Consider the following 15821-nt stretch of genomic DNA (forward strand, 5'->3'; position numbering starts at 1 on the left):
CGCGCCGCCGAGCGCGTGGATTCCGCCTATGACCCTGACGTGCGGTGTTTCCCCTCGTTCTTACAGGGCCCCCCCCTATGGGGGTTTTTGCGGCCGGGCGGCGGGGTTGTCACGCGCGGCGTGACAACCGCCGTTTCCCCCGGATTTCCCAGTGGATCAGTTCACGAAATGCGATCGCGTGTTGTTGCAGAGGTACCAGGGCAGTACGCCCCAGTCGGTGTCGGGATTCGACAAACACGTCCGCACACCGAAACCGTAGGTCGTGGAGTAGCTTCCCGGCCTGCGGCACCCGCTGGCGGAGGGCCGATAGTAGAAGGTCACGGAATGGTCCAGTTTGTTGACCATCAGGGAACCGTCGTTGTTGCCGATCGGGGTTCCGCTTCCGGCACCACCACCGAGGTACGGGTCGAGCTTGAGGTCGCAGGCCTCGTTGTTCCCGTCCGCGAAGTAGCTGATGGCGCCGTACTGGCCCTTGTCCGGCCGGTTCCAGTTCTTGCTCCAGCCGTAACACGTGGTTTCGGCGCTCGGGCACCCGGCGCCGTCCGTGGCACTCGCCGTTCCGGCGGCCACCACGCTACCCCCGGCCGCGGTGAGCAGCAGGAGAAGCCCGGTAAACAGTTTTCGCACTTGTTCATCCCCTTTCTCGTGATCGGGTGATCACCAGCAGGGGAACTGTGGCACCGGCGCCGTGCACAAAACTTGCGTTTCGGTTGCCGCGCACGTCGCGAGCCTCACGGGCCCGCGTGCACCGGATCACCGAGGCTCAATGACCGCTGGATTTCCCTGGCCTCGGCGAGACACTGTCTCGACAGATGCAGGTCGAGCGCCTTGTGCCAGGCCGCGTGTGCCTCCGGGCGCTGTCCGAGCGCGGCGTAGACGTCCCCGAGGCTGGCCAGTGTGGTGGCTTCGCCGTAGCGGTCCCCAAGATCGCGCCGCACGGTCAGCGCACGGTGGTAGTAGTCGAGTGCTTCGGTGAACCGGCCGCCGCGGTAGGCGATGTAGCCCAGGCTGTCGAGGGCGTGTGCCTGGCCGTCGGCGTAACCGTGCTGCTCGTTCAGGGCGAGGGCTCGCGCGCAGTGTGCGCGGGCGTCGTCGTACCGGCCGAGCCGTCCTTCGTACCAGCCGAGGGTGTTGAGCGCCTCGGCCTGCCAGATCGGGTTCCCGAGCACCGCGAAGAGTCTCTCCGCGCGGCGAGCGCACTCCACCGCCCGGTCGTCCTCCCCCTGCCAACCCCAGACGAGGGACAGCGTGTGCTGTCCATAGGCCCGGTCGACCGGGTCGGCGGTCCGTTCCGCGAGGGCACAGGCCCGCCGGAGATGGGACAGACCTCGTGCGCTTTCCCCCGCCCGGGCATACGCGTGCCCCAGCCACCGATGGGCCCTTGCCCGGAGAGCGAGGTCGCCGAGTTCCTCGGTGGCGGCGAGGCCGTGGCGCCAGACGGCGACGTTGTCGTAGTGGTTGCCACACCAGCGCTGGAACGGGGTCAGCGTCCACGCGAGCTGCCAGACGGTCGTGTGCCAGCGCCGGCGCACCGCGAGTTCCTGCGTCGCAAGCAGGCAGTCGGACTCCGCTTCGAACCATGCCACCGCCCCGGCCGGGTCGAGGGCGGGTCTGGGCAGGCATCCGTCGGCAGGGGCGCCGAAGGTCACGCCGGGGCGATGGGGGTTGAGGAGCCGCTGGCCCGCGGCGGCCGTGTGCAGGTAGAAATCCGCGACCCGCCGTTCCGCGGCGGTGCGCAGCGTTTCGGGTATTTCCCGGCTCGCCCGTTCCGCGGCGACGGCGTTGATCAGATCGTGCATCCGGTAGCGGTCCGGGACCGGCTGCAGAGCGAGGTTGGCCTCCTGCAGCTCGCGCAGGCACGCCCGTGCCTCGGCCAAGGGCAGTGCGGCGAGCGAAGCCGCGGCGTGTGTGCTGACGCTCGGCCCTGGTGCGAGGCCCAGCAAGGCGAAAAGTGTTGCGGCGCAAGGAGTCAGCGTGACGCAGGATGAGGAGACGACCGAACGCAGGCTCGCCGTGAGGACGTCGGTGCGTGACTCGGGGCGGAATGTCGCGGCGTCCCGCAGTTCGGACACCAGGACGTCGAGAGGCAACTGCGCCTGAGCGGTCGCCCTGGCCGCGACGATGCCGAGAGTCAGGGGGACGCCGTGGCAGTGACCGAGCAGTTCGGACACCGCGCGCGGCTCGGAGGTCAGCCGGTTCGCCCCGAGACGGCGGGCGAGCAGTTCCCGCCCTTCCTGTTCCGAGAACACGTCGAGGCTCAGCACCCGCGCGCCGTCCGAACTCACCAGGTCCGTGAGGCGGTGCCTGCTGGTGATCAGGACGGTGCAGGACCCCGACCCCGGCAGCAGCGGGCGCACCTGGGAAACGTCGCGAGCGTCGTCGAGGAAGACGAGCATTCGCTTGCCCGCCAACAGACTCCGGTACAACGCCGATCGGGTGTCGACATCGTCGGGGATCGCCTCGGGGGCGACGCCGAGAGCGGTGAGAATGCCGCGCAGTGCCGTGGCAGGCCGCAGCGGCTGCTGCACCGCGTCGAAACCGCGCAGGCAAGCCTGCACCTGACCGTCGGGGAAACGATCGATGCGTTCGTGCGCCCAGCGCAGTGCGAGCCAGGTCTTCCCGATCCCGCCGGGGCCGGTGATCACCGAAATCACCATCGGCTCACCCGAATCGCCGGTGTCGGCCGACATGTCCGTGAGGTGAGCGAGCTCCTCCGCCCTGCCCACGAAGCCGCGTGGCTGCGCGGCGAGCTGGTGGGGTACCGGGAATCGGTCGTGCACGGGGAGCCGTTCGCCGGGCTGGTCCAGCTTGCCGTCGAGGATCTGCTGGTGGAGCCTGCCGAGCACGGGACTGGTGTCGGCGCCGAGTTCCTCGCGCAACTGGGTACGCACCCGCTCATACACGTCGAGGGCGTCCGCCTGGCGGCCACAGCGGTACAGCGCTGTCATGAGCTGGCCGGCGACGCGCTCGTCGGTCGGGTGTTCCTCCCAGCGCACCGACAGCTCGGCGACAAGCTCGGCGTGATGTCCTCCGCGCAGCCGGAGTTCGGTGTACGCCGTCTCGGCCGCGTGCCGCTCGTGGTCGAGACGCCTGCGCTCACTGTCGGCCCAGCCGGTGTTCAGATCCGCGAGCGCCGCGCCACGCCAGAGCCGCAGCGCTGTACCGAGCAGCTTCAGGCCGTCGCCTCCGCCCGAGCCGAGTGCGCGGTCACACAGGTCCCGGAAGCGATGGATGTCGGCGACGGACTCGTCGGCCATCAGCGAGTACCCGGCCGACCGTCGCACGATTTTCACCTCGGGCGCGGGGGAAAGCGCCTTCCGCAGCCGCGAAACGTAGCTGTGCAGCGCGGCGCGTGCGCGTGGTGGTGTCCGGTCTCCCCAAACCCGGTCGGCCAGCTGCTCGACCGGTACGACCCGGTTGAGGTCCACGACCAGTGCGGCCAGCACGCCCCGTTGCCGCGCGGGCCCGACGTCCACCTCGGCCCCGTTCACGAGAACATGAAAATCTCCGAGCACACCGATTTCGATCATTCCTTGTCGCCCCCCTTGCCCTCCCGAGACCTTGATACCAGGCGTCAGCAGGGGAATGCAGAAGCACGCAAGAACCACACACGTTCGGGGCAGCGGCTTCGGCCGTTCGGCGGCGACGGGAATCGTGAGCGAAATGTATCCGGCGGCCACCGTCGCGGGCGTATAACGTAGCTTGGCGATGACTTCCTGTGGACATCGATGTTTAGCCGCCGGATAGATCTTCGATCGAGACCTTTTTCCTATTCGAACCGACCGGCCCCGGTGACGTCGGAAACGCGGCACTCGACGAACGAATTGATTCAGGTTCCGGAATCGCGCTGCTGTTCCCGACGGAGTCGGGCGTAGCCAATTTCCAGCGTGCCGTGGATGTGGGATCGCGCAGCCGGCCGGGTCCTCGAACGACAGGCCCCGCACCGAAGGAGAAGCATCCTCCCGGCAGTCCGGGCAGGATTCGCGACACGACACCCGGAGAACCCGGAACCGACCCCCGGGTCGCCCGGCGAGCGGCATGAGGACGACGCCTCGCGCCGCTCGCCCCCACGGGTCCGAGCAGGAACGGAAGCGCCGATGACCGCACTGCCCGAGAACGCGCCCGCCGACGCTGTGTACCGCTCCCTGCGCACGACGATAAGCACGTTGGTCACGTCGTCGGCCGAGGACATCGGTGACCGCGTGGTCCCGGCCTGCCCGGAATGGACCGTCCGCGACCTCCTCGCCCACCTGGTGGAGATCGCCGCGCTCGTCACCCGCCGGCTGGGAGAGGAACCGGACGCCGACGCGGAAGCGGCCGCCAAGGACGGTCCGGTCCGCGTCGTGCTCGACGCGTGGTCGGTCCTCGGTGAGCACGTGGCCTCCCTCATCGCCGGAGGCGGCGGCCAGCTGATGATCATGGACGCGCTGAGTCACGAACTCGACCTGCACCGGGTCCTCGGCACCACACCCGAACGCGGGCATCCGGCGTTCCTGAGCTCGCTCGACGTCGTCGTCCGCGGGATGGGCGAGCATCTCGCCAACCACGACGCTCCCGCGTTCGAGGTGCGAGCCGCGGGGCAGCGATGGTCGCTGGGCGACGGCGCGCCCGCGGCGGTGGTGACCGGCGCCGACTACGACATCCTGCGCTCGTTCACCGGCCGCCGCAGCGCCGGCCAGATCCGGGCCCTGGAGTGGAGTTCCGACCCCGCCCCCTGGATCCCCGCCTTCACCTGGGCCGCCTTCGAGCCACCGGCCACCCCCAGCGAGCCGATGACCGGTGACGACGGCCTGCGATGGTACTGGCGTTAGGCCGCCCGGCCCGCGCTCGCGTGCTCACGTCCACACCGTCCGCACGGCGAGGACGACGATCACCGCACCCGAGACGAGCGCGGTGGCCAGCCTGCCCCGCGGCCCGGCCAGTGCCCGGCCCAGCACGGCGCCGCACCCGGCGAGCAGCAGCTGCCAGCTCGCCGACGCGGCGAACGCGGCGGCCACGAACACCGCCCGCTCCGCCCAGGCATTCGCGACACCGGCCTGACCGCCCAGCACCACCGCGACGAAGTAGACGACGGTGGCGGGATTGAGCAGCGTCATCGCCACGAACGCCGCATACGCGCGGAACGAGCCCAGTACGGGCCCAAGCGGCTGAGGCGTCTCGGCGGGCTGTCTCCGGTGTCGCCGGATCGCGGTGACGGCGGTCCACGCGGCCACCGCGATCAACACCGCCGCGGCGCTCCACCGCAGCACATCCGCGACCGGCACGATCACCCGGGCCAGCGCGCCACCGCCGAGCACGGCCACCAGCGCGTACCCGCCGTCCACGGTCGCGACGCCCAGTGCCGCGGCCATACCGACCCGCAGCGACGTCCGGGCGGTCAACGCCACGAGATACGCTCCGACCGCACCGACCGGGATCGCGATGCCGTACCCGGCCAGCAGCCCCGCGACGACCGCGGCCGTCACGGCTGCGACGTGCCGAGCCTCCCTGGCCACGCCGTCTGCTGCTCGCCCGCCACCGGAAGGGCGGCGCGGACGGGCAGCGGAGTCACCGGGACGATCGCAGTCATGGCGTGATCCTCGCCGCCGGTTCCGGCAGGCGGCAAATCAATTACTCCGCGGCCGACCCGGGAGGTCAGGGCAAACCTCGGCTCAGTCCCCTGTCCTCGCCCAGTCGGCCCGGATGTGCCGCAGATGGGCGTGGACCAGTTCCTCCAGGCGCGCGGTGTCGCGCTCGGCGATCGCGACGAGGATTTCGCGGTGCTCCCGCGCGGAATCGGCCAGTGCCCCGCGCTCGGCGAGGTTTTCCAGGCCGTAGAGGCGGGTCTGGTCGCGCAGGGTGGCGACGGCGTCGACCAGGCGCCTGTTGCCGCCGCAGCCGAGCAGGTCGAGGTGGAAGTGCCGGTCGGCGTCGAGAAAACGGACGACGTCACCCGCCGCCGCGGCGTCCTCGATGTCCGCGGCGAGCGCGCGCAGGCGGTCGAGGTCGGCATCGGTGATCCGGGCCGCGGCCTTGAGCGTGCCGGGCAACTCCAGCAGCACTCGCATTTCGTAGACCTCGTCGAGGTCCTGCTCGCTCATCGGGACCGCGCGGAACCCGCGGTTGCGCACCGGTTCGAGCAGGCCCTGGTTGACCAGGGTGAGCATCGCTTCCCGCACGGGACTGCTGGACACCTGCAGCCGCGCGGCCAGTGCCGAGGCGGAGTAGATCTCGCCGGGCCGGATCTCGCCGGACACCAGCGCGTGCCGGACGAGTTCCAGTACCTGATCCCGCAGGCTGGTGTGCCGCAGCAGGCCGGCAGTGGGCTCAGCCACCCGGTCCCCCTTCATTCGTTCTTGACTTCCCGCCTTTCGCGATGCATCTTACACATCACCGGTATGCGGTTACCGGTGACCGATTACCCGGGAGTAACAATGGAGACCGAGGTACGCGGCTACTGCACGCTCTGCCGCTCACGATGCGGCGCGATCTACACCGTCGAGAACGGCGTCATGACCGGCGTCCGGCCGGATCCCGGCCATCCGACCGGGGCGGCGATGTGCCCGAAGGGCCGGGCGGCGCCGGAAATCGTGCACAGCCCTCGCCGGTTGACCAGCCCGCTGCGGCGCACCACGCCGAAGTCCGATCCGGACCCGAAATGGGAGGTCATCGGCTGGGACGAGGCCATGGACGAGATCGCCGCGCGGCTCAGCCGTATCGCCGCCGAGAGCGGACCGGAAGCCGTCGCCTTCGCGGTGACTTCGCCGAGCGGGACGCCGCTGTCGGACTCGATCGCCTGGATCGAGCGGTTCGTCCGCCACTTCGGCAGCCCCAACATCTGCTATTCGACCGAGAACTGCAACTGGCACAAGGACTTCGCCCACGCGTTCACGTTCGGCTGCGGGATGCCGGTACCGGACTTCGCGGGTACGGACCTGGCCGTGCTGTGGGGGCACAACCCGGCGAAGTCGTGGCTCGCGCAGTCCGCGGCACTCGCCGAGGCCAGGGCGAACGGCGCGGCGCTGGCGGTCGTCGATCCCCGGCGTTCGGCCGCGGCACGCGAGGCCGAACACTGGCTGCGCGTGCTGCCCGGCACCGATGCCGCGCTGGCGCTGGGAACCGCCGATCTGATACTCCACAGTGGACGGTATGACGCGGAGTTCGCGCGGGCCTGGTCGAACGGTCCGCTGCTGGTCCGCGCCGACACCGGCCGGTTCCTGCGCGCGGACGAACTCGAACCGGGACTGCGCGGCTTCGTGGTGTGGGACGAGCGAACAGGCGCTCCGCAGCCCTACGACACGGACTACCCGGCGGCGGATCCGGCCAGGTTCGCGCTGCGCGGGAAACGTCGCGTCCGCACGGTGTCCGGAGCCGTCGAGTGCGTTCCCGCGTTCGAGCGGTACGCCGACGCCTGTGCCGCGTGGCCGCTGGAACGAACCAGTGCCGTCACCGGAGTCGGCCCGGCGGCGCTGGTGGCCTTCGCCGAGGCGCTGACGTCGGCGAAGGCGGTTTCCTACCACGGCTGGACCGGCATCGGCCAGCACGCCAACGCCACTCAGACCGAACGGGCCATCGCCACCCTGTACGCGCTGACCGGAAGTTTCGACGCGCCCGGCGGCAACGTCGTCCTCCCCCGGCTGCCGGTCAACGCCGCCAGCGCGCCCGATCAGCTCGCGCCCGCCCAGCGCGCGAAGGCACTCGGGCTCGACGAGCATCCACTGGGACCACCCGCCAACGGCTGGGTCAGCGCCCGGGCGCTGTGCCGGTCCATCCTGTCCGGCGAGCCGTACCGGACCAGGGCCATGGTCGGCTTCGGCGGCAACATGCTGCTGTCCCAGCCGGATCCGCGGCGGACCGCGGCCGCGCTGCGCGAACTCGAGTTCTTCGTGCACCTCGACCTGTTCGCCAATCCCACCGCGGACTTCGCCGACATCGTCCTGCCCGTCACCAGTCCCTGGGAGCACGACGCGGTCAAGGCGGGCTTCGAGATCACCGGACGCGCGCAGGAACACGTCCAGTTCCGGCCACGCATGGTCGCCCCGGCCGGACTGTCCCGTTCGGACACCGAGATCGTGTTCGACCTCGCCCGCCGCCTCGGCATGGCCGGCGACTTCTTCGGCGGAGACCTCACGGCAGCCCGTGACCACGTGCTCGCCCCGCTCGGACTGACCACGGCGGACCTGCGCGCGAAACCCGGCGGGATCCGTATCCCCCTCGAAACCAGACATCGCAAGTACGCCGAGATCGCGGAGGACGGGACGGTGAGCGGGTTCGCCACGCCGACCCGCCGCGTCGAACTGTATTCGCAGCGGCTGGCCGAGCACGGCTACCCACCGGTCCCGGAACACACCCCCCGACCCGAGGGCCCGCGTTTCCCGCTCCTGCTGACGTGTGCGAAGAACGGCTACTTCTGCCACAGCCAGCACCACGGGATCACCTCGCTCAGGAAGCGCTTTCCGGAACCGGCCGTGGAGATCGCCGAGGACCTCGCGACCGATCGCGGTATCGAAGACGGGCAATGGGTGACGATCTCCACGCACGCCGGCTCGGCGCGGATGCGCGCGAGGATCGACCCCGCGCTGGACTCGCGAGTCGTCGTCGCCGAGTACGGCTGGTGGCAGGCCGCCCCCGATCTCGGGCTCCCCGGCTCCGACCCGCGGCGGACCGATGGCGCCAACTACAACCTGCTCGTCGACGACACCGACCACGATCCGCTCAGCGGTGCCGTCCCGTTGCGTTCCACCGCGTGCGACGTGCGGCCCGTGCCGGACGCGCGCTGGAGCGGACGCCGTGAGTTCGTCCTCACCGAGAGCACCGCGGAAACCGCCGACGTCCGCGCGCTGCGCCTGTCCCCTGCCGGCGACGGGCCGCTACCGGAATTCCGGCCGGGACAGCACATCACGCTCACCGACGACCGCGGGATCACCCGCAGCTACTCGCTGACCGGGCCCGCCGAGCCCGGCGACGACGCCGAGTACCGCGTCGCGGTACGCCGCGTCGACGACGGCCAGTTCTCCACTTTTGTCCACAATGGACTACGCGTGGGCGACCGGGTCACGGTCACCGCCCCGGACGGCCCCTTCGTGATCCCCGCCGACATCGAGTTCCCGGTGGTGCTGCTGGCCGCCGGGATCGGGATCACCCCCTTCCTCGGCTACCTGGAGAAACTGGCCGCCCGCGGCGGTTCCGTGCCGAAAGTCGTTCTGCACCATGGCAACCGCGACGCGACAACGCACGCGTTCGCCGACCGGATCCGGGAACTGGCGAAGCGGATCGACCGGCTGACCGTCGTCGACCACTACAGCAGGCCGTCCGCCGCCGACCGGGAACACGTCGTACCCGGCCGGATCCGCGCCGAGCACGTCGACGACGAGCTGATCCGCGACCGGGCCCGGTTCTACCTGTGCGGCCCCGAGACCATGCTCGCCGACCTCACCGCGGGGCTCGTCGCGCGCGGCGTCCCCCGCTTCGACATCTTCGCCGAGAAGTTCCATGCCGCGCCCCAGCCCGTCGACCTTCCCGCCGACGCCGAAGCCGATGTCCACTTCGGACGATCGGGGCGGACGCTGCGCTGGCGCCGCGCCGACGGCACGCTGCTGGACCTGGCCGGACGCGCCGGGATCACCCTGCCCAGCGGCTGCCGGGTAGGCCAGTGCGAAAGCTGCGCCGTGCCGCTGCTGGCCGGACAGGTCGCGCACCTGGTCGCCCCGGCCGAGGACCTGCCCGACAACACCTGCCTGACCTGCCAGGCCGTACCACTCACCGACCTGACCCTCGACGCCTGAGGAGAACCATGCTCACCATCACCGCCGACGACGCGGCGCACGCACTCACCTTCGAGGCGCTGGTCCCCGCGCTGCGCGAGGGTTTCCGCCGGGGCGCGCACACACCCGACCGGCACACCCACAGCCTCGACGAAAACTCCGGGGCCTCCCTGCTGCTCATGCCGTCCTGGAGCGACGACGCATACCTCGGGGTCAAGCTCGTCACCATCTTCCCCGGCAACAACGCGCTCGGCCGGCCTGCCCTCTCCTCGGCCTACATCCTCAGCAGTGCCACCACCGGCGAACACCTCGCCGTGATCGACGGCGACGAGCTGACCCGCCGCCGCACCACGGCCACCTCGGCGCTGGCCGCCTCCTACCTCGCCCGCCCCGACAGCCGCGTCCTGCTCGTCGTCGGCGCCGGGCACATCGGCGGTATGCTCCCCGCCGCCTACCGCAGCCAGTTCGACCTGCGCACCGTCCTGGTGCACGACGCCGCCCCCGCCGCCGCGCACCGGCTGGCGGACGCCCTGCGCGCCGACGGCCTCGACGCCGAGGTCGTCACGGACCTCGCCGCCGCGACCGGACGCGCCGACATCGTCAGCTGCGCCACTCTGGCGACCACGCCGATCATTCGCGGCGAATGGCTGCGCCCCGGCACCCACCTCGACCTCATCGGCAGCTTCCGGCCGCATATGCGCGAAGCCGACGACGACTGCCTCCGACTGTCCACTGTGTACATCGACACCCCGACCGCGCTGGCCGAATCCGGCGACCTCGTCCAGCCCGTCTCCGCCGGGGCGTTCGACCCCGCGACGATCGCGGGCACGCTGAGCCAGCTCTGCCGCGAAGAGGTCGCCGGACGCCGCGATCCGGACCAGATCACCGTCTTCAAGGCCGTCGGCAGCGGCCTGGCCGACCTCGCCGCCGCCGAACACGTCCTGCGTACCCGCCCCGCCGCGTAACGCACCGAGCAGCAAAGGAGCTGCCATGTCCCAGCCCGCCACCTCCGCGCCGAAGGCCGGTTTCCTTGCCAGAACGGCGATCCGCGCCGCGAACTGGTCCGAACGCTGGTTCCCGAACACACTGGTGTTCGCCCTGCTCGTCGTGGCGCTGGTCGCCGTGGCCGCGGTCGCGATCGGCGCGTCCCCGATGAGCGTCGCCTCGGCCTTCGGCGGCGGGTTCTGGGACCTCATCCCGTTCACCATGCAGATGGCCATGGTGGCCATCGGTGGCTACGTCGTCGCGACCGCCGGGCCGATCCGGCGGGTGATCGACCGGCTCGCCCGGCTGCCCCGCACCGGACGCGGCGCGATCGCGATGGTCGCCGCGCTCAGCCTCGTCTCCGCGCTGTTCAACTGGGGTTTCAGCCTCATCTTCAGCGCGCTGCTGGTCCGTCGCCTCGCCGAACGCCCGGGACTGCGGATGGACTACCGGGCCGCCGGGGCCGCCGCCTACCTCGGCCTCGGCGGCAGCTGGGCACTCGGGCTCAGCTCCTCGGCCGCGCAGTTGCAGGCCAACCGCGCCAGCATCCCCTCGTCGCTGCTGCCGGTCACCGGGGTGCTCCCGTTCCGCGAGACCATCTTCACCTGGCAGTCGCTGCTGCTGGCCGCCGTCGTCGTGGCCGTCTGCGTCGCGGTGGCGTTCTTCTCCGCCCCACGCGGTGCTCTCATCCGCACCGCGGACGATCTCGGCGTAGACCCGCGTGATCCGGTCGAGCAGGACCCGCCCCGCACCCGGCCCGGGGAATGGCTGGAGTACAGCCCGCTGCTCACCATCGTCGTGGTCGCGCTCGTCGGGGGCTGGGCGGTGCGGGAATTCGGCGCCAAGGACCCGATCGTCGCGATTTCCGGGCTCAACACCTACAACCTGCTGTTCCTCACCCTCGGCCTGCTGCTGCACTGGCGCCCGCGGCGGTTCCTCGCCGCGGTCGCCAAAGCCGTCCCCGCCACCGGCGGCGTGCTCATCCAGTTCCCCTTCTACGCCGGTATCGCGGCGATCCTGACCAAAGCCACCGACAGCACCGGGCACAGCGTCTCCCACCATCTCGGGGCCGTGTTCACCGGAGCCACCTCCGCCGGGCTGTTCCCGCTGCTCATCGGCGGCTACTCCATCGTGCTGGGCTTCCTGATCCCCTCCGGCGGCGGGAAATGGGTCATCGAAGCGCCGTATGTCATGCAGGCCGCCAACGACGCCCACGTCAGCCTCGGCTGGACCGTGCAGATCTACAACGCCGCCGAAGCGCTGCCGAACCTGATCAATCCCTTCTGGATGCTTCCGCTCCTGGGCGTGCTCTCGCTCAAAGCCCGCGACATCGTCGGATTCACCTTCACCTACCTGGTCATCCTGCTGCCGCTCGTGCTCGGCCTGCTCACCCTGCTCGCCCCCACCCTCGCCTACCACCCGCCCGTCCACTGAGGACCAGCCGAATCCAGCTCACCGAAGTCGACCGCGGTCCTCACCCTCACCCGATCAGGTCACGTTCCGATCCGGCTCGGAGCCCTCCGCCGGTTCCCCGACCTGCGCGGTGAAACGACGCGCGCGTTACCCGGACGGGCACACCCAAACATCCACTTTCCGGTGTCACCCTCCGGCACACCGGACGGTTGCCGCGCGCACCAGCGCGTCCGAGGGTGGGTGGTGCCGAACGATGTTTACGCCACCACTGGAGAAAGGACGCGAGATGGCCGGCACCTTGTCACCCCAGCAACTGTTGGACAGTACCGTGGTCGATCCCGAAGGCAACAAGATCGGCAAGGTCGGGAACGTCTACCTCGCCGACACGACACGGCAACCCGAGTGGATCACGGTGCGGACCGGCCTGTTCGGCACCAAGGAAAGCTTCGTGCCGCTCTCGGGCGCCAACGTGGACCGCGACGGCGTCCACGTGAACGTCGCGAAGGACCAGGTGTCCGAGGCCCCGCGCATCGAAGCCGACGGCAGGCTTTCGACCGCCGAAAGCGCCGAACTCTACCGGCACTACGGCTTGCCGACACCCCGGATGGCCCCCGACGCGGACACCGGCCGCACCTCCGGCCCGGCTCCGGGTACCGGGCGCCCACGCGGCACGCGGGGCCGCGCCGGCCGAGGCGACAGCGACCGCGACAGCGAGATGATCCGCTCGGAAGAGCAGCTCAAGGTCGGCACCGAGCAGGTCGAGACCGGGCACGTCCGCCTGCGCAAGTATGTCGTCACCGAAGAACAGCAGGTCACGGTCCCGGTGAGCCACGAAGAGGTCCGCATCGAACGCGAACCGATCACCGACGCCTCCGCCCGTCCCGGCGCCCAGCTCGGCGAGCAGGAGGAAGACATCGCGCTGCACGCCGAGAAACCGGTGGTGCGCAAGGAAACTCGCCCCGTCGAACGGCTCCGCGCGAACACCGAGACGGTCACCGAGGACCAGACCGTCACCGGCGAGGTGCGCAAGGAACAGTTCGACATCCAGGACGACAGCACGAAGAAGCACCGCAAATCCTGACACCGCCGCGCGGACGTCGTCACCGTCCGTCCTTTGTGGATTGTCATGCCGTGAAGGGGTCCTTACCGGCACTCAACGCCGGTAAGGCCCCCCTTACGGCGTGCGAAAAGTACGGGCGCGCACGAGCGCGTCGGCGACGAAGTCCGCGATCTCGTCGAGGGCGGCGCGGCTTTCCGGCAGGGCGTCGCCGAGGACCGGGAACGCGTGGACCTGCCCCTGCCACACCTGGAGCTTGTGCCGGACACCGGCCTCGGCGAGCCGCTGGGCCATCAGTTCCGCGTCACAACGCAGGACCTCGTCCTCCGCGCACTGGATCAGCACCGGTGGCAGGGCCGCGAGGTCACCGTTGACCGGTGACCGGAGCGGATCCACGACGCCGTCGCCGCCCGCGCACAGCAGCGCCACCCTGGCGAGCCGGTTCGCCGGGATGAACACGTCCTTGCGCGCGTTGCCGTGTGTTCGTTTGGCCTCGCTGTCGAAGTCGAGCCACGGCGAAAGCCCGACGACGGCCGCGGGCTTCGCGAGGCCGGTGCCGATGGTGTGCAGTGCCACGGCGAACGCGAGGTGCCCGCCGGCGGAGTCACCGGCGCACACGATCGTCTCCCCCGCGAAGCCCCGGCGCACGAGCCAGCCGAACGCGTCGACGGCGTCGGCGATCGAGGCGTCGAGGCGGCCGTGCGGAAGTTGCCGGTATCGCACCGAAAGCACGGGCAGCCCGGTGCGCAGGGCCAGCCGCTCGACGATGCGCCGATGTGTTGCCAGGCCGCAGAAGACGAACGCCCCGCCGTGCAGGTAGAGCAGCGCCCCGGTGGTTTCCGCGCTGCCACGGGGTTTGACGAACTCGCCACGCCAGGTTCCACCGTCCACCCGTTCGCACTCCGTCGAACGGAGCCGGGGCACCGGGAGGAGCGCGAGATTCACCAGCGGCATCAGCCGGGCCAGCGGTCCGCGCAGCGGCCACCACGCCAAGGTGGTCCGCACGAAGACACGGCAGAGGAAGCGGATGACCGCGGCGCGGAAACCCTTGCCGCCGGGGCGGTATTCGTACACGGTGTGCCTTTCGTTGTCGGAGCTGGTGGTCACGGCCGGTGCATGCGGTCCCACAGCCGCGGCCACGGATCCCTGGGGGCGCCGCACAACCACACCGCGACGCCCTGGTTGGCGACCTGCGCGTCGATGTCGAGCCGCACGGTGTTCACCTGCCGCACCTGCCCGAAGAAGTGGCCCAGCGATTCGCGGTCACCGCCGACGTACAGCACCTGACGGGTGTCGTCCGGTGGCGCGCCCGCGTACCAGTACCCGCGTTCCGGTCCGTACGCCGCGGGCAGTCCGCGGTCGGGCCCGTAGACGGCCAGCGCGCTCGCCTGCCAGTAGCTGTCCCCCATCACCACCGTGTGCGCACGATCGTCCGGGGGCAGCCGCCGGAAGGACTCGGCCGCGGTGTCCGCCAGCCGCGGCCAGCCGTAGCTGCCGCTGCCGACGAAATCGACCAGCTGGACGCCGGTGAACCCGGTGGCCGGGCGCACCGGCAGGGCGAGATAGACCGCCAGCGGCACGGAAAGCACGTATACCGGCCAGGTCGGCACCCAGCGCCACCAGCGTGCCGCACGACGTCGTTCGAGCCGGACGGCGGAGGCGGCGAACAGGACCGCATACAGCCCGGCGACGTAGTAGTAGCGGCTCGCCGTGGCCAGGAAGAGCACCGTGACCAGCGCGGCGGCCCAGCCGAACAACCGGAAGTCCCGCAGTTCCGGCGCCCGCAGCAACTGCGTGAATCCGTGGCAGCACAGGAACGCGCCGACGAGCAGGCCTGCCATCAGCACGGCCAGCGGGACCATCGAGACCGTACCACCGAGCAGCCGGTCGTTCTGCTCGGCGACCACGGCGTTCATCAGCAGGTAGGGCCAGCCGTGCCGCGCCTGCCAGACCAGCGTGGGGACGGTGAGCAGCACGGTCACCACACCGCCCGCCCACAGCGCGGGACGCCGGGGCAGCGTCCGCGGCCCGGCGATGAGCGCCCCGGCGACCAGCCCGAGCCACAGGAAGACGATCAGGAACTTGCCCTGCATCGCGATCGCGGTGACCAGCCCGGCGTACAGCAGCAGCCGGTCCGACCGGGTCCGCACCCAGCGGGCCACCAGCCAGCTGACCAGCACCCAGCAGAACGGGTCCACTGTGGACGTCGCGAGGACGTGGCCGGAAGCCAGTAGCTGGAAGGAAAGCGCGTACGCCGCGGCGGTCATGACCTGTGCCCGGGTGCCGCCGCCGAACTCCCTGGCGATCAGCGCCGCGAGCACCACACCGGCCGCGGTGAGCAGCATCGGCAGGACGCGCAGCCCCACGACCGACCCGGGCAGGACGGTGTCCGGCAGCCGGGCCAGCACCGGCAGCAGCCACGGATTGTCGGCGTAGCCCCAGGCGAGGTGGTGCCGAGCCGACGCCAGGAAGTACAGCTCGTCGCCGAAGTAGCCGAACTTCCCGCTCACCGCGAGCAGAACCGCGCCGACGGCCGCCGCGACGCCGAGCACGGGCAGGCGCGCGAACGGCGGCACCCCCGCGGCGGGTGCCACGGGGGCTTCGGACACCGCCGGGACGTCCAC

At 70.7% G+C, this 15821-nt stretch carries 11 protein-coding genes; 5 read left to right on the forward strand and 6 right to left on the reverse strand.

Going from position 1 to position 15821, the window contains the following annotated elements; genetic code table 11:
* Positions 1 to 156 precede the first annotated feature (156 nt).
* Both ACFW0G_RS20010 and ACFW0G_RS20015 read right to left on the reverse strand, forming a co-directional pair.
* Positions 157 to 627, reverse strand: a complete 471-nt coding sequence (locus ACFW0G_RS20010; RefSeq protein ID WP_378326832.1) for a hypothetical protein — start codon at positions 625 to 627, stop codon at positions 157 to 159.
* A gap of 104 nt (positions 628 to 731) precedes the next feature.
* Positions 732 to 3491, reverse strand: coding sequence for a BTAD domain-containing putative transcriptional regulator (locus tag ACFW0G_RS20015; RefSeq protein ID WP_378326833.1), 2760 nt, complete (start codon positions 3489 to 3491; stop codon positions 732 to 734).
* Positions 3492 to 4097: 606 nt separating this feature from the next.
* Between ACFW0G_RS20015 and ACFW0G_RS20020 the strand changes: the two genes are divergently transcribed.
* Positions 4098 to 4811, forward strand: coding sequence for a maleylpyruvate isomerase N-terminal domain-containing protein (locus ACFW0G_RS20020; protein WP_378326834.1), 714 nt, complete (start codon positions 4098 to 4100; stop codon positions 4809 to 4811).
* Between the two features lie 24 nt (positions 4812 to 4835).
* Here ACFW0G_RS20020 and ACFW0G_RS20025 read toward each other — a convergent pair whose 3' ends face one another.
* Together ACFW0G_RS20025 and ACFW0G_RS20030 are read right to left on the reverse strand one after the other, a co-directional pair.
* Entirely contained in the window at positions 4836 to 5465 is a 630-nt protein-coding gene (locus ACFW0G_RS20025; RefSeq protein WP_378326835.1) for a LysE family transporter, read from the reverse strand.
* A gap of 186 nt (positions 5466 to 5651) precedes the next feature.
* Complete coding sequence (locus tag ACFW0G_RS20030; protein WP_378326836.1) at positions 5652 to 6314, reverse strand: GntR family transcriptional regulator; 663 nt, start codon at positions 6312 to 6314, stop codon at positions 5652 to 5654.
* A gap of 99 nt (positions 6315 to 6413) precedes the next feature.
* Between ACFW0G_RS20030 and ACFW0G_RS20035 the strand changes: the two genes are divergently transcribed.
* From ACFW0G_RS20035 to ACFW0G_RS20050, 4 genes are all read left to right on the forward strand, one after another.
* Complete coding sequence (locus ACFW0G_RS20035) at positions 6414 to 9764, forward strand: molybdopterin-dependent oxidoreductase (protein WP_378326837.1); 3351 nt, start codon at positions 6414 to 6416, stop codon at positions 9762 to 9764.
* Between the two features lie 8 nt (positions 9765 to 9772).
* Complete coding sequence (locus ACFW0G_RS20040; RefSeq protein WP_378326838.1) at positions 9773 to 10708, forward strand: ornithine cyclodeaminase family protein; 936 nt, start codon at positions 9773 to 9775, stop codon at positions 10706 to 10708.
* A 25-nt stretch (positions 10709 to 10733) separates the two neighbouring features.
* Positions 10734 to 12161 carry a TIGR00366 family protein gene (locus tag ACFW0G_RS20045; RefSeq protein ID WP_378326839.1) on the forward strand — a complete coding sequence of 476 codons (1428 nt, stop codon included), beginning with the start codon at positions 10734 to 10736 and terminating at the stop codon, positions 12159 to 12161.
* Positions 12162 to 12426: 265 nt separating this feature from the next.
* On the forward strand, positions 12427 to 13221 hold the full coding sequence (locus ACFW0G_RS20050) for a DUF2382 domain-containing protein (RefSeq protein WP_378326840.1): 795 nt from the start codon (positions 12427 to 12429) through the stop codon (positions 13219 to 13221).
* Between the two features lie 93 nt (positions 13222 to 13314).
* Here the strand turns inward: ACFW0G_RS20050 and ACFW0G_RS20055 are convergent, their stop codons facing one another.
* Both ACFW0G_RS20055 and ACFW0G_RS20060 read right to left on the reverse strand, forming a co-directional pair.
* Positions 13315 to 14304, reverse strand: coding sequence for an alpha/beta hydrolase (locus ACFW0G_RS20055; RefSeq protein ID WP_378326841.1), 990 nt, complete (start codon positions 14302 to 14304; stop codon positions 13315 to 13317).
* Positions 14301 to 15821, reverse strand: coding sequence for an ArnT family glycosyltransferase (locus ACFW0G_RS20060; RefSeq protein WP_378326842.1), 1521 nt, complete (start codon positions 15819 to 15821; stop codon positions 14301 to 14303). Before ACFW0G_RS20060 ends, ACFW0G_RS20055 begins: the two co-directional genes overlap by 4 nt.

It is taken from the genome of Amycolatopsis sp. NPDC058986, assembly GCF_042741125.1.
Taxonomy (GTDB): Bacteria; Actinomycetota; Actinomycetes; order Mycobacteriales; family Pseudonocardiaceae; genus Amycolatopsis.

Bases quoted from the DNA above. Each gene is read 5' to 3' on its own strand.
- ACFW0G_RS20045 (WP_378326839.1), top strand. From the start codon at position 10,734: ATGTCCCAGCCCGCCACCTCCGCGCCGAAGGCCGGTTTCCTTGCCAGA.
- ACFW0G_RS20050 (WP_378326840.1), top strand. From the start codon at position 12,427: ATGGCCGGCACCTTGTCACCCCAGCAACTGTTGGACAGTACCGTGGTC.
- ACFW0G_RS20020 (WP_378326834.1), top strand. From the start codon at position 4,098: ATGACCGCACTGCCCGAGAACGCGCCCGCCGACGCTGTGTACCGCTCC.
- ACFW0G_RS20035 (WP_378326837.1), top strand. From the start codon at position 6,414: ATGGAGACCGAGGTACGCGGCTACTGCACGCTCTGCCGCTCACGATGC.
- ACFW0G_RS20040 (WP_378326838.1), top strand. From the start codon at position 9,773: ATGCTCACCATCACCGCCGACGACGCGGCGCACGCACTCACCTTCGAG.